We start from the raw sequence: 24,509 nt of genomic DNA, 5'->3' as shown, positions 1-24,509 counted from the left end.
GGCTTTGATTCCGGGCGCGCGATCCGGGTCACAGCGGCGGCGGCGGCAGGAAGCCGGTGGCGACGTAGTAGTCGAGGTAGCGCTTCAGGGTCACCCGGTCGGCGCCGGGACAGGCGGAGTCCGGATCGCTCGGGGCCCCGGTCACCTCGGCCGAATAGTTGACGGTGAGCGCGGCCGCCCGCGCCAGCAGGTCGTCGGCTCCGGGTTGTTCGGCCGCGGTCAGCAGCGCGGTCGCGAATTCGGCCGGGTCGACGAGGTCGATCCGATAGCCCCGGCTCAGGAGTTCGTCGCGAATGGCCTTCAGGGACAGGGTCCTTCCCGGCAGCAAGCCGACGGTGCGGGGCCCCGAGGGCTCGGCTGCTGCGCCGACGATGGCCGCGGCCGCCTGGTCGACGGGCAGCATGGCGACCTCGGCGTCCGGTAGCTCGGGTGCGAGGCCGAGGACCAGCATGGCGCGCAGCATGGTCCACCAGGCGTCGTCGGTGCCGGCGACGCCGGTGCGGGAATCGCCGGTGATCAGGCCGGGGCGGTAGACGCGAGCGGGCAGGCCGCGGTCGGCGGCGGTCCGGACGAGGTGTTCGGCAACCCATTTCGTGGCGACGTAGCCCGGCAGACCGTGCGGGAGCGAGGCGTCGGCGACCGAGGCGGTCGAAATGTAGTGGACCGGCTTGCAACGACCCGCGGTGGCCAGCCGCAGAACCTCCACGGTGCCGCCGACGTTGGCGTCGCGCATGCGGGCATACGGCTCGAGGTGGTTGACGAGGGCGGCGTTGTGGTAGATCACGTCGATCCGCAGGGTCAGTTCGGTGAACTCCGCCGGGGTGAGGCCGAGCCGGGGTCGAGCGAGATCGCCGGGGACAGCGACGATTCGATGGATATCGGCGGAGATGTCGATGCCGAAGCGGGTGGCGTTCGCGGAGATCCGGTCGCGTGCGGCGGAGGCATCGCGGGCCCGGGTCAGGCAGTGGATGGTGGCGGAGGTTCGGTCGAGCAGCTCCCGCAGCAGGAAGACGCCGAGGAATCCTGTTGCGCCGGTGAGCAGAATGGCGGCGGGCTCGCCGGGGCGCGGCACGGGGAGGCCCGCGGCGGTGATCTCCGGAGCCAGGGAGGTGTCGGCCGACGGGTCGGGTTCCTCGCCGGTCGGCGCCGAGCCTGACAGCAGCGCGGCGGCGAGTTCCCGGACCTGTGGATGGGCGAAGAGGTAAGTAAGCGGCACGGGAAGGTCGAGCCGGTCGGCCAGAGCGGCGCGAACCCGGATGGCGGACAGAGAGTTTCCACCCAGGGCGAAGAAGTCGTCCTCGCGGCCGACCCGATCGATGCCCAGTTCCGCACTGAGCACATCCGCAATGGCCAGTTCTTCGGGTGTCTCGGGCGCACGGTATTCCCGCACCGGGAGTTCGGGATCGGGCAGCGCGGACCGGTCCAGTTTGCCCGTCGGTCCGAGCGGGAAGGCTTCCACCACGGTCAGCTGGGCCGGAATCATGTAACCGGGCAGCCGCGTTCGGGCTGTCGCCAGCACGTCGGCAAGGTCGGGGTCGACCTCACCGGTGCGCAGGTATCCCACCAGCCGGTCACGGCGGATCGCCACAACGGCCTCGGCGACGGCGGGGTGCGCGCGCAGTGCGGCCTCCACCTCACCGGGTTCGATGCGCAGGCCGTGCAGCGCGAGCTGGAAGTCCGTGCGGCCCAGGTATTCCAGGCCACCGTGATGGGTACGCCGGACCAGGTCGCCGGTCCGGTACATGCGCTCCCCCACGGCGGTGAAGGGATCGGCTACGAAGTGATCCGCCGTGGTGCCGGCCTGTCCGAGGTAATCACGAGCGAGTTGAGCACCCGCGACGTAGAGCTCCCCGGGCGTGCCCACGGGCACGGGGTGCAGCCGGGAATCGAGGACGTAGGCGCGTGAATTCCAGTGCGGCGCACCGATGGACACCGGTGCGTCGCCCAAGTTCGTGACCTCGACGCCGGTCACGGAGATGGTGGCCTCGGTGGGCCCGTACAGGTTGTGCAGCCGGGCCGGTCCGGCCGCGGTGAAGCGCGCGATCAGCTCGGCGGGCAGGGCTTCACCACCGGCCCACACCACACGCAGTGCCGCGAAGGCTCCCGCGGGAGCATGGTCGAGCAGCGCGCGCAGCAGGGACGGCACGGCGAGGAAGGCCGACACCCGGTGGCGGGCCATGAGATCGGCCAGGTGCTCGGGATCGGTGCGGCCCGGACCCGACGGGATCACCAGGTGTGCGCCCACGGCAAGCGGGACAGTGGCACCGATCAGAGACGCGTCGAAGGTGGCGGGCACCAATTGGAGATAGGTATCGCGTTCGGTCAGCCGGTATTCGGCGGTGAAGAACGCGATGTAGCCGGTGAGGGCAGCATGCGAGATGCCGACGGCCTTGGGGCGGCCGGTGGACCCGGATGTGAAGATCACATAGGCGAGGTCCTGATCGCGCAGCGGCCGCAACCGGTCGGCGTCGGTCACCGGATCGGCGGAGAACTCGGACAGTTCAGCGGGATTCAGGAGATCGGCGGTCACCGTGCACACGGGCGCGGCCGCGGCCAGCATGGCCTCGATCCGGTCGGCGGGCTGGCCCGGGTCGATCGGCATGAACGCACCACCGGCCTGCACGATGGCATAGAGGCATACCACCAGATCGGGGCCGGGATCCAGCGCCGCGCCGACCCTGGCACCGGGACCGACGCCCAGCCCGATCAGCTTGCGTGCCAGCCGATTCGATCGCTCGGCGAGCTCACGGTAGGTCAGTGCCACGCCGTCTCCGGTCACCGCAATCGCGTCGGGTGTCCGGTGGGCCTGGTCCGTGAACGCGTCGAACATGAACCTGTGTGTCACTGCGTGATTCGGCCCGGCTGTCGCGAAGGTCGCGAGTTCGGCGGCCTCGGTGAGGGGCAGGTCCCCGACCGACCGCTCCGGGTCGGCGGCCGCCGCGGCGAGCAGCCCGGTCAGCCGCCGGCCGAGCCGGGCGATGGTCGGATCGTCGAACAGATCGACGGCATACCGCCACGAACAGTTCAGTCCCGCAGCGCCTTCGGCATCGCGCTGCGGAACGACGGTCAGTTGCAGATCGACGGGCGAGAAGGTCTCACCGAGATCGGCCGCGGTGACCGTCAGCCCGGGCAGCCGCAGCGCCTGACCGCCGAACTCCTGGAAGGACAGGGCCACCTGGAACAGCGGGTGATGCGCCCGGCTGCGCGGCGGGTCCAGGTCGGCCACCAGCCGCTCGAAGGGCAGTTCGGCATGGGCGAGGGCGGCCAGGTCGATGTCGCGTACCCGGTCGAGCAGGCGGGCGAAGCTCTCCGCCGGGTCGATGCGGGTGCGCAGGACCAGGGTATTGACGAACATGCCGACCACATCGTCGAGTTCGGGTTCGCCGCGGCCCGCGACCGGCGCGCCCACCGCCACATCCGTGGTCCCGGCCAGCCGGGCCAGCACGACCGCCAGCGCCGCGTGCAGCAGCATGAACAGCGAGACGCCGCGCGCACGGGCCAGTTGCTCCAGCGCCCGGTGCAGGGTGGCGTCCACCCGGAAGTGCTGGGCCGCACCGCGATGCGACGCCACCGGCGGGCGCGGGCGATCGGTGGGCAGGTCCAGCAGTGGGGGCAGGCCCGCCAGCGCCTCGCGCCAGTACCGCAGTCGAGTCGCCAGCAGTGAGCCGGGATCCGATGCCGCGCCCAGCAATTCGCGCTGCCAGATCGCGTAGTCGGCGTACTGCACGCGCAGTGGCGGCCAGTCGGGGGCCGTGCCGCGGGTGCGGGCGGTGTAGGCGGTCATGAGGTCGCGGGTCAGCGGGACCATGGAGAAGCCGTCCGCGGACAGATGGTGGATCACGACGGCCAGCACATGCTCGTGCTCGGCGATCCGGAACAGCCGCACACGCACCGGGACCTCGGCGGTGACGTCGAATCCTTTGCCCGCCAACGCGATCAGCTGCGGCCGCACCCCCGACTCCGCGATATCGACCGGCGCCAGATCCCACTGGACCGCGGTGGCGGGCCGGATGTCCTGATAGCCGGTGCCGTGGTGCTCGGGATAGCTCGTCCGCAGCGCCTGGTGCCGGTCGAGCAGATCACGCACGGCGAGTTCCAGCGCCGCCGTGTCGAGTTCGCCGGACAGGCGCAGTGCGAACGGGATGTTGTAGGCCGCCGATCCCGGTTCCAGGCGCGCCAGGAACCACAGGCGCTGCTGTGCCGGCGACAGCGGCGCCCGGGTCGCGCGCTGCGACCGCGCGGTCAGCGGTGGCCGGTCGCCGGCGTCGAGCCCGTCGACGGCGGCCGCCAGCTCGGCCACCGTCGAATGCTCGAAGATCAACTGCACGGGCACCCGGGTGCCCCGATCCGCACCCAGGCGTCCGGCCAATCGGATGGCGAGCAGGGAGTTTCCGCCGAGCTCGAAGAAGTCGTCGGCCGCGGCGATCCGGCCCACCCCGAGCAGTTCCGTGAAGGCGGCGGCCACGGCACGCTCGGTGGCGGTCGACGACGGCCGGTACGGGCGCGTGGCGACGGTGGGCTCGGGCAGGGCGGCCCGATCCAGCTTGCCGGACGGAGTCAGCGGAACGGCGTCGATCACGGTGAGGGCGGCCGGGACGGCGTGACGTGGAAGCTGTTGCCGCGCATACTCGGCCAGGCTCGCGGTATCCACGACCGCGTCCGATGCGGGCACCACGTACGACACCACACCATCGGCCCCGCTGCGCAGGCGGCGCACGAGAGTGATTGCGAAGGCCACGGATTCGTGTGCTGACAGGACGGCGTCGATCTCATCGAGCTCCACCCGGATGCCCCGGAGCTGCACCTGCGAATCGTTGCGGCCCAGGTATTGCAGCACCGGGACACCGGCACGGCCGCTGATCCACCGCACCACATCACCGGTCCGGTAGAGGCGCTCCCCCTTGGCATTCGGATGCGCCACGAAGCGGGCGGCGGTCAGCCCGGGACGCTCGTGATACCCGCGTGCCAGGCCCGGCCCGGCCAGGTACAGCTCACCGGCCACCGCCGTCGGCACCGGCCGGAGCCGGGCGTCCAGGACGAGCGCGGTCACCCCGGCGATCGGTCCACCGATATCGACGGTGTCCGCGGTGGTCAGCGCGGTGCTGATGGTCGCGGCGACGGTGGTTTCGGTCGGGCCGTAGAGATTGAAGAAGGACCGTCCCGGCGACCAGCGTGCGACCAGATCCGGCGGGCACTCCTCGCCGCCCGCGACCACCACCGCCAGGTCGGGCAGCCCGCTCGCCTCCAGGCCCGCCAGGGCGGCCGGGGTCAGGAAGGCGTGCGTCACCCGCTCGGCGCGCAGCAGGTCCGCGAGTTCGCCACCGCCATAGCAGTCCGCGGGCGCGAGCACCATGGTCGCGCCGGCTCCGACCGCCAGCAGCAGTTCGAGCACGGCGGCGTCGAAGCTCGGGGAGGCGAAGTGCAGGGTGCGGGACTCGGCGGTGACGGCGAAGCGGCGGGACTGCTCGGCGCAGAGCCCGGCGAGGCCGGAATGCGTGACGGCCACGCCTTTCGGGGCCCCGGTCGAGCCGGAGGTGTAGATGACATACGCGATGTCCCCGCCGTGCAGGCGGCGGGTGCGTTCGGTGAAGTGCAGGGATTCCGCCGAGGCGTCGGCCACGAGCGTGGCGCAGTCGGGCGCGTCGAGTTCGAGCCAGTCGAGGGCAGCGCCGAGCCGGTCGCGGAGTGCGCCCAGGGTGAGCCCGCAACGCGCACCCGCGTCGGCGAGCATGTGCGCCACCCGATCCGGCGGATAGCCGGGGTCGACCGGCACGAAGGCCGCCCCCGATTTGGCCACCGCCCAGACCGCGACCACCGCCTCGGGCGAACGCGGCAGCGCCAGCACCACCCGGTCGCCCGGACCCAGCCCCCGAGCCGCCAGCACCCGCGCCAGGCGGGTGGATCGCTCGTCGAGCTCGGCATAGGTCAGCGACTGCGCGCCCGCGCGCAGTGCGATCCCGGACGGATCAGCCTCCGCCGCCGCGGCCAGCAGCTGGGGCAGCAGTCGGATCCGTGGGTGGCGGCGGCCACGCGGGTTTCTCGCCCGGCCCACCGCAGAAACATCGGCGCGCACCGGTCCCTACTCTCAGCCTCGATTCGCCTTCCCACACGAGCGAACTGAATACCGCGTTCCGGGCCGGTCGGCAACACTTACGGGTGTCGCGGAGCCGACATTCCGGGCACGCCGCGGTCAGGCGGACAGCAGGCCGAGGTCACGGCGACCGGAACCGACCACCGGGGTGGGGTCGGTGGCGAGGACCTGGTGCAGCAGTTCGTGATAGACGTCGCGGAAGTCGACGGTCACCTTCAGGTCGCCATTGTCGAGGTCGGTGAGGCTGGGCTCGTCGCCGTGAAAGCCGCCCGGCCACCGGCGTCCCGGCCAGGAAGACGGGTCCGGCGGTGCCGTGATCGGTGCCCTGTGAAGCATTGGCGGCCACCCGGCGGCCGAACTCGCTGTAGGCCATCAGCACCACATCGCGGCCGCGCGGATGCGTGGAGAGGTCCTTCAGGAAGGCGGTGACCGCCTCGTCCAGGCGGCCCAGCAATTGCTCCTGGGTGTGCCGTTCGTCGGCGTGGGTGTCGAAGCCGCCCAGGCTGACCGAGTAGACGCGGGTGGGGACACCGGCCTTGACGCACTGGGAGACCAGGTCCAGCTGGGCGGTCAGCGGGTTCGCGGGCGTCTTCCCGGGCGACCTCAGGGACGAAAAGGTCTGCCGGACAGTCTGTTCGGCCTGGTATCCGGTGCAGACCCGGGCCCGCGCCGGGCTGTCGGAGGCGTCGGCGGCGGCCAGGCCGGACAGCGCCGCCGCGAGATCGTCGGACAGCGGCGCGGACGCTGGATCCAGCGCTGCGGCAGTGTGTTTCGCACCCAGGGCCAGCTGGGGCAGGACGGGCCCGATATTGACCGCGCGGACCGGATCGTCACCCGTCGCGTCCAGCCAGCGGCCGATCCATCCGGTCTGCACCGGCTCGTCGGGTGAGGCCGTCTGCCAGATGTCCATGGAACGGAAGTGGCTGTGGTCGGGTGCGGGATACCCGACCCCGCGCACAATGGCCAGGGTGCGGTCGCGCCACAGGCCGGACAGGCCCTTCAAGGCCGGGTTGAGGCCCAGTTGGTCATCCAGGTGCAGGACTTCCTCGGGGCGGTAGGACAGCTCGGGACGGGCGTCGTGATAGGCGTTGTCCGCGTAGGGAATCACCGTGCTGATGCCGTCATTGCCGCCGTAGAGGGTGAGCACCACCAGGATTCCGGAACCGGCGGCCAGCGGGGTGGTGACGGCGCGCTGCTGCAGCTCGTCCCAGGTGATCACGGAGGCGCCGGCCACGCCGAGCGCGCCCAGCACGCCGGTGCCGACCAGGAACTGTCTGCGACTGAATTGCGGCATGGTGGTGTGGCTTTCAGCTGGTGAGGTATTCGGGCGTATTGATGGCGAGCGCGGCCAGCCGGGGCGGCTGATCGACGGCGGTCGCGAGCACGGCGGCGCTGCGGTCGGACCAGGAGCCGACGCCGAGCAGGTAGGCGGTCGCGTCCAGGCGGTCGCCCCGGCCCGCCCGCGTGATCGGCGACAGGTCGGCCTGCTTCATCAGATCCAGTGCCGCCGTGAGCCGTATCTGCGCGGCGGCACTCGACATCCAGCCCTGCCCGCGCGGCCAGCCGCCGACGGTGGGCGGATAGAAGGGCAGCTGGCCGAGTTTGCGCAGCGTCCCGGCGAGGGCGCGGGCATCGGCGTCCGCGGTCAGCGGGATCCGGAACGCCCGCACGGCGGCGATCAGCCATTCCACCGGCCCGTGGACGACGGTGTCGCGGGCAGTGGTGAATTCGGGATCGGTGCAGACGGCGGTCACCAGGGCGGACAGGTCCCGGCCGGGGCCGTAGGCGGCGGTGAGGCGGTTCAGGGCGGCATCGGAGGGCGGATCGTCGGAGGCCAGCTGCTGCCACAGTCGCCCGGCCACGAAGCGCGGGGACTCCGGGCGGGCGAGCACGGTATCGCAGAACGACCGGGCGTCCAGCGCACCCGTCACGCCCAGTACGGTTTTCGCGCCGGTGTCATGACGCTCGACATCGAAGGTGGCCGCACCACCGGTGATGGTCCAGCCGGTCAGCGCCCGGGCCCCCTCGCGGACATCGGTCTCGGTGTACCCATTGCCGTGGCCGAGCGCGAAGAGCTCCATGAACTCGCGGGACAGGTTCTCGTTGGGCGCCTTCGCGGTATTGGCGACACCGTCGAGCCAGCGCAGCATGGCCGGATCGGTGAGCATGGCGTAGGCGAGAGCGGCGAAGTCACCCGCGCCGCCGGCCCGCAGCGTCCGGTTCTGCGCGGCCATCTCGGCGGCATTGCGCACCTTGGTGGCCGAGGTGGCGAAGTGGTTGTGCCACAGCAGGGTCAGTTTCTCCCGGACCGGGACCCGGACGGCCGCCATGCGCCGCAGCCACCACCAGGTCAGCGTGTCCAGCTGACCGGTGATCTGCGCCTGGTACTGCTTGCGGGCCTCGGTCGTCGCGCCCTTGCCGAGCGGGGTGGGCGGAACCAGCTCCGGCACAGGGGTGGCCCGCGCGCCCGGATCGGCCTCGGGGTCGGCGGTCAGCGCGGCGCGCAGGTAGCCCGCCACATCCGGGACCGCGTCGATCTCGGACCCCGTCGCCCCGAACCCGGTCCGGCGCAGCACCCGCGCGGTACGCATCCACTCCGCAGACTTGCCCATGTCCCCGAGTATCGAGCGCCCGCGCGCCCGCTCAGCGGGCCCGGCGCGGAGTTTCAGGCAATCTTCAGTCCCCGACCGCCAAGCGAACCGCGTGCAGCAGCGGCGCGCGCCCCCTCCCCGGCGGCAGATCGGCCAGCGGTTCGCCGAGGTACTCCTCGAACAATCCCGACAGCGACCGCAACTCGACCGTATCGAAACCCACTGAGCGCAGCAGGTTCTCGATCTCCTCCGGTTCGAAGTAACTCAGCCACGGCTCGTTCAGCGCCGCGATCCGCGCGGCCCGCGCCCGCACCTCCGCGCGCTCCTCGTCCGTGTTCCCCCCGCTCAGGTAGTCGAGCACCACATGCGCCGGCTGCCCCTGACCCGCGATGAACCGCAGGGTCTCCTCGATGGCGGCCCGGGTCAGGTACATGACCACGCCGAGCCAGACGAACACCGCCGACCGCTCCCGATCGAACCCGGCGGCAGCCAATCCCCCTGCCAGCGTGCCGGTTTCGAAATCCACCGGAACAAAGGTGAGCGACTCCGGAATCTCGATCCCGGCCTGCGCGAGCATCTCACGCTTCCACTCCTGCGTGTCCGGATGGTCGACCTCGAACACCCGCAGACCGGGATACGGATTCCGATATCCGAACGTATCCAGCCCCGCCCCCAGAATCACCACCTGCGTGGTCCCGTCGGCCACCGCAGCGGCCACCACATCCTCGGCGAACCGAGCCCGCGCCGCCAGGAAATACCGCCGCACCCGCTGCCGCGGATCGTTCCCGCCCGGCCGATCCAGGGTCGCGGTATCCAGATCCCCGATCCGATCCGCCGTCATCCCCAGGATCCGCGCCGCCAGCGGATCGGTGAACACCCGAGGCTCCCCCGAAAGCTGGTGATGGGCCCGCGCATACGCGGTAGCCAACGCCGTCCTACTCGCCCTACCCGTCTCCATGGGCTCAGCCTAGAGCCGTCCCCGGCCGTCGGAACTATGACAAACAACTCGCCTAGTCTTCGGCTGTGGACGTATTGAGCCCGAAGGCGCTGTTGTTCGACGTACAGGGGACCGCTACCGATTTCCATTCGACCATCCGGCGGGCGGCCGAGGCCGCGCTCGCGGCTGAGCGGCCGGGAGAGGACTGGGGCGCGTTCGTGAACGAGTGGCGGGCCGCGTATTTCGCGGCGACGTCGCAGCGGCCGGAGCAGGGGCCCTGGGTGAGCGTGGCCTCGGTGTACCGGAAGACGCTGGACCCGCTGCTCGAGACGAGGGGGATCTCGATCGGGGTGCCGGAGCGGGACGAGCTGGCCCGGGCCTGGGCTCGGCTCGACCCGTGGCCGGATACGGTGGCGGGGCTGCGGCGGTTGCGGGGACGGTTCACGCTGGCGACGCTGTCGAATGCGGATGTCAGTGCCGTGGTGGAGATTTCGCGGCACGGGGAGCTGCCGTGGCATGCCGTGTTCGCGGCGGAGATGGCCGGGGTGTTCAAGCCGGATCCGCGGACTTACCGGCTCGCGGCGCGGTATCTGGGGCTGGAACCCGCCGAGATCATGATGGTGGCCAGCCACAAGTACGACATCCGGGCGGCCGGCGAGCTCGGATTCCGGACGGCGTTCGTCACGCGCCCCCTGGAGTACGGCGATCCCGAGCTCGGCGATGCGGAGTTCTCGGATGAATTCGATATCAATGCCGTGGATTTCCTCGACCTGGCCGATCAGCTCGGCTGCTGAGGGCACCCCGGTCTCCTACAGTGGCAAGTGGGCGTCTCGATACGGGAGGATCGGCCTTGTCCACAACGCTTGTGAAGGGTCAGAACGGACCGCTCACCGCGCCGGAGGTGGTGGTTTCCGTCCGGGTCGCGGCGGCCGCCGCGCTGTCCGCGCTGCTGGTGACCGAGCACGGGAAGGTACGCTCGGACGCGGATTTCGTGTTCTACAACCAGCCGGCCGGGCCCGGGGTGCGGCTGCGGAACGGTGAGGCGGGGCAGCCCGCCGAACTGTCGGTGGCGCTGACCCAGGTGCCCGCCGACATCACCCAGATCCGGGCGGTGATCACGCTCGACGAGGCCGGGTCCACCTTCGGCCGCATCGCCCCGCCGATCGCGCTGGTCTCCGATGAGCACGGGAACTCGCTGTACGAGTACAAGATCGAGGATCTGCAGAGCGAATCGATCGTGATCGCGGTCGAGCTGTACCGGCGCTACGGCACCTGGAAGGTGCGCGCGGTCGGCCAGGGCTATGCGGGCGGCTTCGCGGCCCTGGTCACCGACCACGGGGTCACCGTCGAGGAAGCGCCGCCCGCCGAGAACCGCACCGCTCCCCCGCCGCCCTCCCCCACGGCCTACCCGCCGCCGGTCGAGCCGACCTATGTCACGCCGAACTCGCCGTATCCCTCTCAGCCGCCGCCGAACTCGCCGTACAGCACTCAACCGCCGCCGCCTGCACCGTATCCCGCTCAGCCCCAGCAGAATTCGGCCTATCAGGTCCCGCCGCCCCCGAACCCCGCGCCACCGGCCGGTGACGGCGGGCTCGCACGCGGGCGACCGGTGAATCTGTCCAAGGGCCAGCGCGTCACCCTGCGCAAGGACGGCGGTGTCGCGCTGACCCGGATTCGGATGGGGCTCGGCTGGGATCCCGCCCGGCAGGGCGGTCTGTTCGGGCGGCGACCGGTGAACATCGACCTGGACGCCTGGGTGGCCATGTTCGCCGACCGGCACCTGGTGGACGTGGCCTACTACGGGCAGCTGACGTCCAAGGACGGCTCCATCCGGCATTCGGGCGACAACCTGACCGGTGAGGGCGCCGCCGGAGACGACGAGGTGATCCTGGTCGACCTGAGCCGGGTGCCACGCCAGGTGAACACGCTGCTGTTCATCGTCACCTCGTATCAGGGACACACCTTCGAGCAGGTCAGCAATGCCTACTGCCGGCTGGTGGACGACACCACGCAGGCCGAGCTGGCCCGGTACGCGCTGGCGGGTGGCATGCCGTTCACGGCGATCGCCATGGCCAAGGTGTTCCGCGCGAACGGCGAGTGGGCGCTGCAGGCCATCGGAGAGGGCTTCCAGGCCAAGCATCCGGGCGAGGCCGTCCCGCAGCTGGGCCGGTTCATCACCGTCTCCTGAGAGCACAACGCCCGACGGAAACGGGGCGCGCCCGGATCGGACGCGCCCCGCCCACGAACCGAACCGGGAATCAGGCGCCGTAACGGAGCACCACGAAGTTGTCGCCCTGCGCGGAATCCTTGGTGGTCCCTGCTACCACGATCCCGCCATTCGCCTGCAGCGCCACGGCATTCCCGTGATCGGCCGCCGTCCCGAGGTCGGTGCTCACCTTCCCGTTCGCACCGAAGCCGCTGTCGGGCTTGCCGTCGGAGGTGTAGCGGGCCAGCGCGATATTGTCCCCGGTGCCGGTCCCGCTGCTGGTGCCGACCGCGATGATCGTGCCGTCGTGAGCCAGCGCGACCGCGGCCGCCACATCGGACTTGCCGCCGAAGTCCGTGGTGGCCTTGCCATCGGCACCGAAACCACTGTCCGGCTTGCCATCCGGCGTGTACCGCACCACCAGGAAGTTGTCGCCCTGCACCGGATCCTTGGTGCTGCCCACCACCACGATCTTGCCGTCGGACTGCACCGCCACCGCATTGCCGTGATCCGCGGCGGTGCCCAGATCGGAGCTCACCTGACCGTTGACGCCGAACCCGGGGTCCAGCTTGCCGTCGGAGGTGTAGCGCGCGACCGCGATATTGTCGCCGGTGGTGGTGCCGCTGCTGGTCCCGGCGACCACGATCTTGCCATCCGATTCCACGACAACGGATTTCGCAATATCCGACCTGCCACCGAAATCGGTCGATACCTTGCCGTCGGTGCCGAATCCGTTGTCCAGCTTGCCATCCGGCGTATACCGCAGCACCACGAAGTTGTCGCCCTGCTCCTGGTCCCGCGTGCTGCCGGCCACCACGATCTTGCCGTCGGCCTGCACCGCCACCGCATTGCCGTGATCGGCCGCGGTGCCCAGGTCGGCGCTCACCTGGCCGTTGACGCCGAAACCGTTGTCCAGCTTGCCATCCGTGGTGTAGCGGGCGACGGCGATATTGTCCCCGGTGGCGGTACCGTGGCTGGTGCCCACCGCGACGATCTTGCCGTCGGCCTGGAGCGCGACCGCGCTCGCCACGTCCGATTTGCCGCCGAAGTCGGTGACCACCTTGCCGCCGTTGCCGAAGGCGCTGTCCAGCTTGCCGTCCGCGGAGTACCGGACCACCGCGAAGTTGTCGCCCTGGGCCGGATCCTGGGTGCTGCCGGCGACGACGATCTTGCCATCGGGCTGCACCACAACGGCATTCGCGTGATCGGCCTGCGACCCTAGATCCGTGGTGACCTTGCCGCCGTTACCGAACCCGGTGTCCAGCGTGCCCGCGGCCACCGAACTGCCCTGCGCGCCCGTGCAGGCGGTGATGACGAGGCCGACGATGGCCAGGAAGACCAGTAGCAGCAGGGATTTCGGTGCGACTCCGAACCGTCGTGACGTACGCAACATGTGAGCTACCTCGTTTCAGCAATGGAAGGGGGTAGAGCAGCACAGATTGGAACCACGAAAACTACGACAGTATGGCCGGTATCAGGATCCGGCCGGACCCGGATGAACCTGTTCACCCGCGGCACACCGGCGACTCGCCGGAAAACTCGGCCGGGCGAACCGGCCGAGGCCCGGAACTCAGAGGAACTTACCGACCTGTGACGCCGCCTCGACCGGATGTCCGGCCTGGATCGGATGACCGAGCGCCTGCACCTTCCAGATGCCGTCCTCGCGGTGCACTTTCGCCACCACCATCCCGGTGTGCGGGCCGCCCGAGCTCAGGTTGGACCGGGTGAGCTCGGCGCTGTTGGTGCCGTCGATCAAGCGCCAGAAGGCATTGCGCACCCGCTCGAAGGTATGCCCCGCGTAGGAGGTGATGACGAAGACGATGGCGGTGACGTGCGAGCCGACCCGGGTCAGGTCGACCGTGATGACCTCGTCGTCGCCCTTGCCCTCACCGGTGAGGTTGTCGCCGGAGTGCCGGATGGCGCCGTCCTTGGTCACCAGCTGGCCGTAGTACACCGCGTCCACCAGATCGTGCCCGGCGTAGACCAGGGCCGAGGCGTCCAGATCGATCTCGACCGGGCGCGAACCCCACTTGTGCTGCACATGGACGGGATCCCAGCCCAGCCCCATCTTGACGAAGCTCAGGTCGGCGCCCTGCCGCCGCAGCGCGACGGTGTCGCCGACCCGCAGCACCGGCGCGATGACGGGCGCGGCCGAGCGCGCCGGCTGCGGCGAGGTGCTGATCGACACGCCGTGATCGGCGAGCAGTGCCGCGAAGCCGCCGGGATGGCCGAAGCCGACGGCCCGGGCATACCAGCCGTCGGCGCCGCGGTCCAGATCCACCGCCGCCACCGCCGACTCGTTGCCGAGGCCGTCGATCACGTACTCGTACAACGGGATTCCGCGTTCATCGGCGATGCCGATGTGCGGTGCGGGATAGTCGCCGAGGCGGCCGTCGCGGTCGTCCAGGGTGACCACGATGCGAATGTGCGCCACCCCCTGCGGTACCGACGCCAGGCTGACGGCGACGGCGTTCTGCCCGGGCACCAGCTGGATGCCGGGGCCCGCGGGTTGGTTGTAGAAGATCAGGTCGTTGTCGTCGCGGACGGCGCCCCGATCGGTGAGAAGCAGCGCGGCCAGATCGATACCCGCGCTGAAGTGCACCGTCACGGTGATATCCGCGACGCCCAGTTCACCGGTCTGCCCTTGGGTTAGAAGTGCGGCCACGCTCCCACTTTATGGGAACCATGGGTCACGCGGACGAAACGAAGCGATATCGCTTTTACGCGCGCGAACCTTAGGACATGTCACAGCGTCAGGCCATCCCCCGGTGAAACGTTTTATGCCACAACACGAATCGGTCGCATGATCAGTAACTTACGAGTACCCTACTCGACAGTAGCCTGCGGGGCTGCCGTTCAGTAGGGGACACGCAGGCACCACTGGACACCAGCAGACTGTCCGTCATCGGGGTCGGGCACCGACGGGCATGAAAATGTAAGGGACTGTTTTGGTTCAGTCGGATGCACCGGTCGTTCGCCGCGCCACCGAAGCCGACATCGAGGACATGGTCCGGGTGCTCGCCCTGGCCTTCGAGTCCGATGACCCGATCGAGGACTACGTCTTCCCCGATCCTGTGGTCCGCCGCCGGCGCGCGCCCGGCATGCTTCGCGTTCTGATCAAACACCGCTACCTGCCCGCCAACGGCACGCTGGTGGCGGAGGTGGACGACCGGATCGTCGGCGTGTCGCTGTGGATTCCGGACGGCTACCGCAATCCGGCATGGCGAGAAGCCATTTCGGGCCCCCAGCTGCTGTGGGCCATGGGCGCCGGCGCGACCAAGCGGGGCATCGAGGTGGATGCCGCCATCGCCCGCACCGCACCCGCCGAACCGCACAACTATCTGGTCTATCTGGGCGCGGAACCCCAGGCGCAGCGGGCGGGTGTGGGCCGCGCGCTACTGGCCCGGCTCACCGCCGAATCCGACGCGCACGGGCGCGCGCTGTGCGGAATCTGCAAGGACGAGAACGTCGCCTACTACGAGGCGATCAAATTCGAGCAGGTCGGCCGGACCCGAATCGGGAGTAGTGGTCCGGACATGAACTTCCTGCTGCGTCCGCCGACGCGCGTCAGCGCCGGCTGACGTCGGCAGCGGACGCCCGGATCGTGGATCACGACCCGGGCGGCTCCGCATCGCCTCGGGGGGGATCGCCAGGTTCGTTTCTGTTTTGCCGAGGAGACGTAGTGTCTGACATTGCCATTGTCGGAATCGGGTGCCGCTACGCCGGTGGTATCGATTCACCGGAATCGTTCTGGGACTTCATCATCAACAAGGGCGACGGGGTCGTGGAGATCCCGTCCGATCGGTGGGACTACCGCCGCTTCTACGACCCGGACAAGCGCACGCCGGGCCGCATGTACACCAAGCGCGCCGCCTTCATGACCGGCGATCCGTGGGCTTTCGACCCCGAGTTCTTCGGCATCTCACCGCGCGAGGCCGCCGCCATGGACCCCCAGCAGCGGCTGGTGCTCGAGGTCGCCTGGGAGGCACTGGACGACGCGGGCATCGCCGGTCGCGTCTCGGGTGCGCCGATCGGCGTCTACGTCGGGGCCTTCACCCTCGACCAGATGGGCACGTCCCTGACCAATGCGACGCTGCCCTGGGTGGACATGCACACCCCGGCGGGCGCGTCGTACACCATGATCTCCAACCGGATCGCGTACGCGCTCAACATGATCGGCCCCGCCCTGACGGTGGACACCGCGTGCTCGTCGTCGCTGGTGGCCTTCCACCTGGCCTGCCAGGCGCTGGAGAACGGCGACTGCACCGTGGCGCTGGCCGGCGGGGTCACCCTGATGCTGCAGCCCGAGACGTTCGTGTCCATGTGCAAGGGCGGCTTCCTGGCCGCCGACGGCCGCAGCAAGCCCTTCGACGCGAGCGCGGACGGCTACGGGCGCGGCGAGGGCTCGGGCATGGTGGTCCTGAAGCGGCTCGACGACGCCGAGCGCGACGGGGACCGGATCTACGCGGTGGTCAAGGCGACCGGGTCCAATCAGGACGGGCGCACCACCGCCATCACCGTGCCCAATGCCGATCTGCAGGAGGCCCTGGCGAAGTCGGTGACCGAGCGGGCGGGCATCGCGCCGCACCAGGTCACCTACGTGGAGGCGCACGGGACCGGCACGCCGGTCGGCGATCCGCTCGAGCTGCGGGCCATCGGCCGCGCCTACGGACGGGTCGCGGAGCGCACCGGACCGCTGGGCGTGGGCTCGGTGAAGGCGCAGCTCGGGCACACCGAGGCGGCCTCCGGCATCGCCAGTGTCATCAAGTCGGCGCTGGCCATCACCCATCGCACGATCGCCCCGCAGGGCTGGCTCGACGAACCCAACCCCGACATCCCCTTCGAGGAGCTCGGCCTGGCGCTGCAACTGGAGGCCCAGCCGGTCGCACCGGAGACGCGAATGACCATCGCGGTCAACGGCTTCGGATACGGCGGCACCAACGCGCACGCCATCCTCCAGGAGTACATCCCGGCGGAGGCGCCCGCCCATGAGCCCGGACACCATGGAGTGCTGCCGATTTCGGCCCGCAACGACACGGCCGCTCGCGCCCTGGCACGCGGCTTCGCCGAACTGATCGCGGCGGGCGCCGACCCCGCCCGGCTGGCCGAGGCGGCCTGGACGCGCCGCCACCATCACCCCGTGCGCGCCGGCCTGACCTTCGGTGACGATGCCGAGCTGGTGCGGGCCCTGGTGGACTTCGCCAATGGTGAGGGCCGTACCGCCAAGGTGGTCACCCGCAAGGTGCCCGAGCCGGTCTTCGTCTTCACCGGCATGGGACCGCAGTGGTGGGCCATGGGCCGCCAACTGCTCACCGCCGGTGGCACTTTCGCCGCCGCCGCCGAGCGGATCGACGCCGTGTTCCGGGAGATCTCGGGCTGGTCCATCGTCGAGGAACTGTTACGGCCCGAGGAGGAGTCGCGGGTCACAACGACGGCGGTCGCCCAGCCCGCCAACTTCCTGATCCAGGTGGCGCTGGTCGCGCTGCTCGACGAGCTCGGCATCCGGCCCGCCGCCGTGGTCGGCCACAGTGTCGGTGAGGTGCCCGCCGCCTACGTCACCGGGATGCTCTCGCTGCGGGACGCGCTGCTGGTCAGCTATCACCGGGCGCGGTTGCAGGCCACCACGGCCGGTTCGGGCGGCATGCTCGCCATCGGCCTGCCGCAGGCCGCGGCCCTGGAGCTGATCGAGGGCGACGAGCTGGTCAGCATCGCGGCGGTCAACAGCCCGAGCGCGGTGACCCTGGCCGGCCATGGGCAGCGGCTCGACGAGATCGCCGAATCCCTCACCGAGCAGGGCATTTTCGCGCGCCGACTACAGGTCGAGGTGCCCTACCACAGCTATCTGATGGACCCCATCCTCGACGAGCTGCGCACGGAGCTGGCCGATCTGACGCTCGCCGATCCGCTAATTCCCCTGTGGTCCACCGTGACCGGGACCCGCGTCGGCGCGGGCGACTGGGATGCCGAGTACTGGTGCGCGAATGTGCGGCAGCCGGTGCGCTTCGCCGACGCCGTCACCGAACTGGTGGGCGCGGGCAGCCGGGTGTTCCTGGAGGTCGGCCCGCATCCGGTGCTGGGAGCCAACATTCGCGAGATCCTCATCGGTGCGGGCGAGACCGGCACCACCGTCGCCACCCTCAATCGCAAGCAGGCCGACGACGAGAGCGTCCGGCAGACCGTCGCGGGCCTCTACACCGCGGGCGTGCTCGATATCGACGCCCTCTTCGGCGCGCTCGTCACCCCGCACGTGGACCTGCCGCGCTATCCGTGGCAGCGCACCCGGCTGCGCGTCGAGCTGCTGGGCGTGCAACAGCTCAAGTACGGCACCCCCGGCGGCTACCGCATGCTCGGCGATCCGATGCTCGAGGACCCGACCACGGCCTGGCGCATCCAGCTCAGCGTGGGCGATCTGCCGTGGCTGGCCGACCATGTGGTGGGCGGCTCCCGGATCCTGCCCGGCGCGGCCTATCTGGACGCGGCGCTGAGCGCGGCGGCGCTGCGCACCGAGTCCACCCGGGTGGCCGTCGAGGATGTCCGCTTCCTCGCGCCGCTGGTGGTGGACGAGGGCATGGCGCCGGTGGTGGAGCTGCACGTCGAGGAATCCACGCGGCGGTTCACGATTCGCTCCCGCGAGCCCGCGAGCATCAACTGGACCATCAATGCCACCGGCCGGCTGGTCGAGGGCGTGTACGAGCCGAGCAAGGCCGACCTGCCGGCGCTCGAGGAGATGCTCGCCATCGACCCGGACGCCTATTACACCGCCTTCGCCGCACGCGGCCTGGACTACGGCCCGGCCTTCCGCCGCGCCACCGAGCTGCGGGTGTCCGGCAATACCGTGGTCGCCACCCTGGACGGCGCCATCGCCCGCGACAGCGGCCACCTCGCCCACCCGGCCGTGGTCGACGCGGCCGTGCAGTGCTTCGGCGCGGTCCTCGCCACCGCGCCGAATGCCGAACGGGGCGCGCTGGTTCCGGTCGCGGTGGAGGGGGTGCGAGTGTTCGCACCCATCCCCGACCAGGTGACCGTGGTGGCGCGGCTGCACAGTGGTGACAATCTGACCTGCGACTACGACCTGCTCGACGCCGAGCGGAACGTGGTCATGCGGATCATCGGGCTGCGGCTGGGGGCCATCAACCCGGATCGCGGTGCGCTGCAACGGCTCACGGACTACTTCTACGAAGACCGCTGGGACATGCGGGAACCCGTGGACATCAGCGCGCTGCCGTCCCCCGAGACGGCGTACACCCTGGCCATCGACCTCGCCACCGAGGCCGGTCCGCGCGCCGGATTCATCGCGGGCACGACGGCACACGGTGAGGTGCTCGCGGTCGGCGATCCGACCCGCGAGGACCTGGAAGCCGCAGTGCGCGAACGGCTTCAGCAGATCGTGGCACTGAGCGGCGTCGAGCGCACGCACGTCGTCCTGGTGGCGGGTTCGGAATACACCGACCTGGACGCGCTCTGGACGCTGCGCCGGATCGCGGTGACGATCGAGGGCTTCCTCGAGGACTGGCTGCAGCAGCGCGGCGACGAGATCCCCATGACCGGTGACGGTTCCATCCACGTCTCCCTGGTCACCGAGCGCGCCTTCGCGCACCCGGACGAGGATGCCGCGCCCGACCCGGCCCACGCCGCCCTCGCCGGCGCCCGCCGGGTGCTGCTCAATGAGCAGTCGCGACTGCGCTGGCGGCTGATCGACGTGAATCCCGAGGTGGCCGAGGCGGACCTGGCCGCCGAGCTCGCCATCGCGGGCGCCTTCACCTACGACCATTCCGACGAGGTGGTGCTGCGCAACGGCCTGCGCTGGGTGACCGTGGTCGCGGCCACCCTGCCCGACCGGCTCGAAGCCCTGGACCAGGCCGAACCGCTCACCGATCCGGAGGCGAATTTCCGTCTGGAGCTGCCGAAGTCGCGGGTGCTGTCCCGGCTGGCGTGGCGGCGCTGCGACCGGCGCGCCCCGGGGCCGGCCGAGGTCGAGGTGCGGATCCTGGCCATCGGCCTGGGCTACAAGGACCCGCTCAAGGTCATCGGCGTGCTCGGCGAGCGCGAGATGGCGGGCACCTTCTACGGCACCGAACCCGGCATGGAGGCCGACGCCGTCGTCGTCCGCGTCGGTGCGGATGTCGACACTGTGGCCGTCGGCGATCGGGTGTTCCTGACCTCCAAGGCCATGATCTCCCGCTTCCACACCACCGACGCGGACCTGATCACCCGGGTCGCCGACAGCGCCGAGGTCGGCCAGTGCACGAGCACCGTGGCCTTCGCCACCGCCGAGCACTCGCTGCTGGAGCTGGCGCGGGTGCGGGCCGGCGATGTGGTGCTGGTGCACGGCGCGGCGGGCGGCGTCGGCTCGGCGGCGGTGCAGATCGCGAAACTGCACGGGGCCACCGTGATCGGCACCGCGAGCAGTGACGAGCGCCGGGCCCACGTCCTGTCGCAGGGCGCGGACCATGCGCTGGACTCCCGCTCGCTCAACTTCGCCGACGACGTCCTCGGTCTCACCGACGGCCGGGGCGTGGACGTGGTGATCAGCACCGCGCCCGGGGAGATCCTGCACCGGAACTTCAAGGCGGTGGCCGAGTTCGGGCGCATCGTGGAGATCGGCAAGGCCGACATCTACACCGGCGGCGTGCTCGACCTGGGGTACTTCGACAAGAACCTCTCCTACCACTCCTTCGACCTGGACCGCATGCTCGCGTTCAAGCGCAGGCTCACCGGAGAACTCGTGCAGGGCGTGCACGAGAAGCTGGCCGCCGGGATCTACCGGTACCTGCCCTACGAGCTGTACGACACCGCCGACGTGGCCAAGGCCTTCGAGGACGTAGCCCGGTCGGCGCACTTCGGCCGCATCGCGGTGAGCCTGGAATCCGAAGCGCCGCAGGTGCGCCCGATGATTCCGGCGGTCACCGTGGATCCGGCGGCGCAGTACCTGATCACCGGCGGCTTCGGCGCCTTCGGCCTGGCCCTGGGCCGCTGGCTGGTCGGGCTGGGCGCCCGGCGGCTCACCCTGCTCGGGCGCGGCGGCCCGCGGACCGAGGCCGCCCGGACCCAGCTCGCACTCTGGCAGGAACAGGGCGTCGAGGTGGTCGAGGAGCGGGTGGACGTCACCGACGCCTACGCCATGACCGCGGTGATCGCGCGGGCGCACACCGCCGACCACCCGCTGCGCGGCGTGTTCCACACCGCGGGCAGCCTCGACGACAAGCGCGTACCCGATATGAGCCGGGACAGCCTCGCCACCGTGTACCGGCCCAAGGCCGAGGGCGTGATCGCGCTCCGGCGCGGTATCGAGGCCGCCGGGGCCGACCTCGACATGTTCGTGCTGTTCTCCTCCGGCAGCACCATTTTCGGCAGCATCGGCCAATACGCCTACACCGCGGCCAATCTCGCACTCGATGCCACCGCGGACGTGGTGGCGCGGCAGGGCGGCACCGCGCTGTCGGTCGGCTGGGGCCACATGTCCGGCGGCGGGATGGCCGAGGACGAGTACGTGTCCCGCTACCTGCGCACCGCTGGATTCGACCCGATCAGCATGGAGGAGGGCGCCGAATACCTGGAGAAGGCACTGGAACTCGGCATCCACCACCATGCGTCCATCATTCCCATCGACTGGTCGCGGGTGGCCGCCACGGTGTCCTGGTATGCCATGACCGGGCGCACCGCCGAGCGCATCGCCGCCGCGGTCGAGGACAATTCGGCCGCATCACATCTGGTGGCGGCGCTGCGCGAGCTCGACGAGCAGAAGCGCGCCGACGTGGTGGCGCACATGCTGGCCGAACAGCTGGCGGTGGTCATGGGCGTCGACGCCGACTCCATCGATCTGACCGTACCGGTACCCGAACTGGGCCTGGACTCGCTGATGGCGGTGGAATTCGGTGCGCTGGTGAGCAAGACGCTCGGCGTGGACCTGATGTCGATGAAGGTCGGCCGGTCCTTCACCCTCCAGCAGGCCGGCGCCCGGGCGGCCGAACTCCTGGTCGGCGGCGACGCGGCGACCAGCGGCCAGGCGGTGCCGGCATGACCGAGTCCGCACGCGATCTGGCCCGGAAACTATTGGCGGGCAATGGGATAAAGGAGACGACGGCCACGGGCACCGCGGTGCCGCACCCGGTGTCCACCGGGATCGCACCGCCGGGCCGGACCGCGGCCGCGCGCACCCCGCGCGGTCCCGGCCGTCAGTTCGCCGATCACCCTGACGTCGCCGCGGCCGTGGTGAAGCGGGCCGCCATCGGCGCGCTCTACGGGCAGTCGGGGATGCCGAACCCGATGTTCCTGCCGCGAACCAGCCCGAACGACACCGTGATCCGGGCCCTGGACACCGACCTGGTGAACTTCAGCGCCTACAACTACCTGGGGCTGTCCAGCCACCCCCGGGTGGTGCGAGCCGCCAAGGATGCGCTCGACCAGTACGGCGCGTCCGCGGCGGCCAGCCGGATCGTCTCCGGCGAGATCCCGCTCTACGGCGAACTCGAACAGCGGCTGGCCGGGATCTACGACGTGGGCGACGCCATGGTGACCACCAGCGGCTATCTGACCAATGCCGGGGTCATCGGCTTCCTGCTGCGCGAGGGCGATGTGGCCGTCTGCGACAGCCTGATTCACGGCAGCGTGGTGTCGGGCACGCAGTGGGCGGGTTGCCGCCGGATCAACTTCCGGCACAATGACCCGGACTCGCTGCGGTCGATGCTGAAGATGTCGCGCTCCGGATTCGACCGGGCGCTGGTGGTCATCGAAGGCCACTACTCCATGGACGGCACCGTCGGCCGCGTCGCCGAACTGGCCGCCGTCGCACGGGAATTCGACTGTGCGGTCATGGTGGACGAGGCCCATTCGCTCGGCGTCCTCGGACCCACCGGGCACGGCATTCGCGAGCACTACGGCATGGCCGGCGCGGATGTGGACATCTGGATGGGCACGCTGTCCAAGGCGCTGGGCAGCGTCGGCGGGTTCATCGCCGCCGACGCCGATCTCATCGGGGCGATGAAGTCGAGCGCGCCCGGCGTGGCCATGCTGACCGGCGGGCCCGTGCCCTCGGGCATCGCCGCGGCGATGGCCGGGCTGGAGGTGCTGGAGGCCGAGCCGGAACGGGTCACCCGGCTGTGGGGGAACGCGCGCCTGTTCGATGCCGCGCTGCGCGAGCGGGAGCTGAATCTCGGTGACTCCCAGGGCACCCCGATCCTGCCGGTGATCGTGCCGGGCGAGATCCGGGCCGGATTCGTCTCGGCCCACCTGCTCCAGCACGGCGTGTACACCGGGGCCATTTCGGCCCCGGCGGTCCCGGTGGGCAAGGAGCGGCTTCGCTTCTTCATCACCTCGGAACACACGCGGCAGCAACTGCTCTCGACGGCGGACCTGCTCGCCGAGGCGATTGCCATGTCCGGTCAGCTGCCCGCCGACATGACGGGCTGACGCACCCCCGCACGCTGTGGGCGGAGTGCGAACACCGCCCACAGCAACAGGCCCAGCATGGTTGCGGCGACACCGATCTCGCACACCAGCGCCCAGCCGCCCGCCTCGTAGGCCACCCCGGCGGTCACCGAACCGGCTACACCGCCCAGGAAGTAGGTGACCATGTACGCGGTCGTCAGGCGGCTGCGCGCGGCCGGATCGAGGGTGTAGATGGCGCTCTGATTGGTCAGATGCGCACCCTGGATGCCGAAGTCGAAGATCACCAGCGCGGCGATCAACGCGACCACGCTGTGCCCGCCCCAGGCCATCAGCGCCCAGCTCGCCAGCAGCACCAGCCAGGTCAGCGTGGTGACGCGGCGCAGGTGCCCGCGATCGGCCATCCGCCCGACCACCGGCGCGCCCAGCGCCCCGACCACACCCGCCAGACCGAACAGGCCGATGGTGAATTCGCCGTAGTGGTAAGCACTTCCGTGCGACCCGGACAGCAGGAACGCGATGGCCGTCCACACTGCCGAGAAGCAGGCCATGAGGATGAAACCCAGCATCATGCGCTGCCGCAGCACCGCGTGCCGGTGGATCAGCCCCAGGATCGACGCCAGCACCTGCGGGTAGCTCTCACCCGTGGCCGCCCGCGGCGTGGCGGGCGCGAGCAGGTACACGCTCACCGCCATCACTACCTGCAGTCCGGCCGCCACCAGCAGCACCGCCCGCCAGCCGCCCAGCTGCGCCACCGCCCCGGACAGCACCCGCGACAACAGGATTCCCAGCAGCAGTCCGCTCATCACCGTGCCGACCACCTGCCCGCGCCGGGCCGGATCGGCCAGCGCCGAGGCCCACGGCACCACCACCTGTGCGGCCGAGGCCGCGACACCGGTGGCCACCACCCCCGCGAACAGCACCGCGAAATCGGGTGCGAAGGCCGAAACCAGCAGGGCCGCAACCGAGGCCAGCAGCAGCACCGGGACCATACGGTGGCGGCGCAGGAAGTCACCCAGCGGCACCAGCAGGGCCAGGCCGCACAGATAGCCGATCTGCGCGGCGCTGACCAGCAGGGCCGCGGTCGCGGTGGAGATGCTCAGATCCCCGGCGACCTGATGCAGCAGGGGTTGTAGATAGTAGTTGCCGGCCGCGGAGGAGCCCGCGGTCACCGCGAACACCAGCACCGTCGTCCGGGTCAGCGCTGCGCCGGGCGCTGTCGCGGTGTCGGGCGCGGGCCGGGCGGGGGCCACGGTCATCGAATCAGTCACCCGTTCATGGTGGGTGCGGCAATGGATC

The 24,509-nt window shown here is 70.4% G+C and carries 11 protein-coding genes and 1 pseudogene; 5 read left to right on the top strand and 7 right to left on the bottom strand.

Annotated features, from left to right (window positions below):
- Window positions 1–28: 28 nt before the first annotated feature.
- The 4 genes and pseudogenes from ACWEKS_RS28440 to ACWEKS_RS28425 form a co-directional block, all read right to left on the bottom strand.
- Window positions 29–6,052, bottom strand: coding sequence for an amino acid adenylation domain-containing protein (locus ACWEKS_RS28440; RefSeq protein WP_452342911.1), 6,024 nt, complete (start codon window positions 6,050–6,052; stop codon window positions 29–31).
- Between the two features lie 138 nt (window positions 6,053–6,190).
- Window positions 6,191–7,385, bottom strand: a pseudogene (locus ACWEKS_RS28435) (DUF1501 domain-containing protein).
- A gap of 13 nt (window positions 7,386–7,398) precedes the next feature.
- Window positions 7,399–8,703, bottom strand: coding sequence for a DUF1800 domain-containing protein (locus tag ACWEKS_RS28430; protein ID WP_452342910.1), 1,305 nt, complete (start codon window positions 8,701–8,703; stop codon window positions 7,399–7,401).
- Window positions 8,704–8,767: 64 nt separating this feature from the next.
- Complete coding sequence (locus tag ACWEKS_RS28425; protein ID WP_452342909.1) at window positions 8,768–9,640, bottom strand: class I SAM-dependent methyltransferase; 873 nt, start codon at window positions 9,638–9,640, stop codon at window positions 8,768–8,770.
- A 65-nt stretch (window positions 9,641–9,705) separates the two neighbouring features.
- On the opposite strand from ACWEKS_RS28425, the gene ACWEKS_RS28420 reads away from it, so the two are divergent.
- Together ACWEKS_RS28420 and ACWEKS_RS28415 are read left to right on the top strand one after the other, a co-directional pair.
- Window positions 9,706–10,413, top strand: coding sequence for a haloacid dehalogenase type II (locus ACWEKS_RS28420; protein ID WP_452342908.1), 708 nt, complete (start codon window positions 9,706–9,708; stop codon window positions 10,411–10,413).
- Between the two features lie 56 nt (window positions 10,414–10,469).
- Window positions 10,470–11,807 carry a TerD family protein gene (locus ACWEKS_RS28415; protein WP_452342907.1) on the top strand — a complete coding sequence of 446 codons (1,338 nt, stop codon included), beginning with the start codon at window positions 10,470–10,472 and terminating at the stop codon, window positions 11,805–11,807.
- Between the two features lie 70 nt (window positions 11,808–11,877).
- Here the strand turns inward: ACWEKS_RS28415 and ACWEKS_RS28410 are convergent, their stop codons facing one another.
- Window positions 11,878–13,218 (bottom strand): hypothetical protein, encoded by a 1,341-nt coding sequence (locus tag ACWEKS_RS28410; RefSeq protein ID WP_452342906.1) that lies wholly within the window; start codon window positions 13,216–13,218, stop codon window positions 11,878–11,880.
- A 177-nt stretch (window positions 13,219–13,395) separates the two neighbouring features.
- Window positions 13,396–14,490: a TerD family protein gene (locus tag ACWEKS_RS28405; protein WP_452342905.1), complete on the bottom strand. Its 1,095-nt coding sequence runs from the start codon at window positions 14,488–14,490 to the stop codon at window positions 13,396–13,398.
- A 283-nt stretch (window positions 14,491–14,773) separates the two neighbouring features.
- On the opposite strand from ACWEKS_RS28405, the gene ACWEKS_RS28400 reads away from it, so the two are divergent.
- The 3 genes from ACWEKS_RS28400 to ACWEKS_RS28390 all read left to right on the top strand — a co-directional run bounded on the left by ACWEKS_RS28400 (window position 14,774) and on the right by ACWEKS_RS28390 (window position 23,234).
- Entirely contained in the window at window positions 14,774–15,406 is a 633-nt protein-coding gene (locus ACWEKS_RS28400; protein WP_452342904.1) for an N-acetyltransferase family protein, read from the top strand.
- 101 nt (window positions 15,407–15,507) lie between these two features.
- Window positions 15,508–21,846: a beta-ketoacyl synthase N-terminal-like domain-containing protein gene (locus ACWEKS_RS28395; protein WP_452342903.1), complete on the top strand. Its 6,339-nt coding sequence runs from the start codon at window positions 15,508–15,510 to the stop codon at window positions 21,844–21,846.
- Window positions 21,843–23,234: an aminotransferase class I/II-fold pyridoxal phosphate-dependent enzyme gene (locus tag ACWEKS_RS28390; RefSeq protein ID WP_452342902.1), complete on the top strand. Its 1,392-nt coding sequence runs from the start codon at window positions 21,843–21,845 to the stop codon at window positions 23,232–23,234. Before ACWEKS_RS28395 ends, ACWEKS_RS28390 begins: the two co-directional genes overlap by 4 nt.
- Here the strand turns inward: ACWEKS_RS28390 and ACWEKS_RS28385 are convergent.
- A complete protein-coding gene (locus tag ACWEKS_RS28385; protein ID WP_452342973.1) occupies window positions 23,207–24,469 on the bottom strand; it encodes an MFS transporter in 1,263 nt (420 codons plus the stop codon). The genes ACWEKS_RS28390 and ACWEKS_RS28385 overlap by 28 nt on opposite strands.
- Between the last annotated feature and the right edge of the window lie 40 nt (window positions 24,470–24,509).

Source organism: Nocardia sp. NPDC004711, assembly GCF_053601595.1.
Note: the sequence above shows the minus strand (reverse complement) of the source record. Positions and strands in the feature narration are given on the sequence as shown.

Excerpts from the sequence above, each read along its gene's own strand:
- ACWEKS_RS28430 (WP_452342910.1), bottom strand. The coding sequence starts at position 8,703 with ATGGGCAAGTCTGCGGAGTGGATGCGTACCGCGCGGGTGCTGCGCCGG.
- ACWEKS_RS28425 (WP_452342909.1), bottom strand. The coding sequence starts at position 9,640 with ATGGAGACGGGTAGGGCGAGTAGGACGGCGTTGGCTACCGCGTATGCG.
- ACWEKS_RS28410 (WP_452342906.1), bottom strand. The coding sequence starts at position 13,218 with ATGTTGCGTACGTCACGACGGTTCGGAGTCGCACCGAAATCCCTGCTG.
- ACWEKS_RS28390 (WP_452342902.1), top strand. The coding sequence starts at position 21,843 with ATGACCGAGTCCGCACGCGATCTGGCCCGGAAACTATTGGCGGGCAAT.
- ACWEKS_RS28385 (WP_452342973.1), bottom strand. The coding sequence starts at position 24,469 with ATGACCGTGGCCCCCGCCCGGCCCGCGCCCGACACCGCGACAGCGCCC.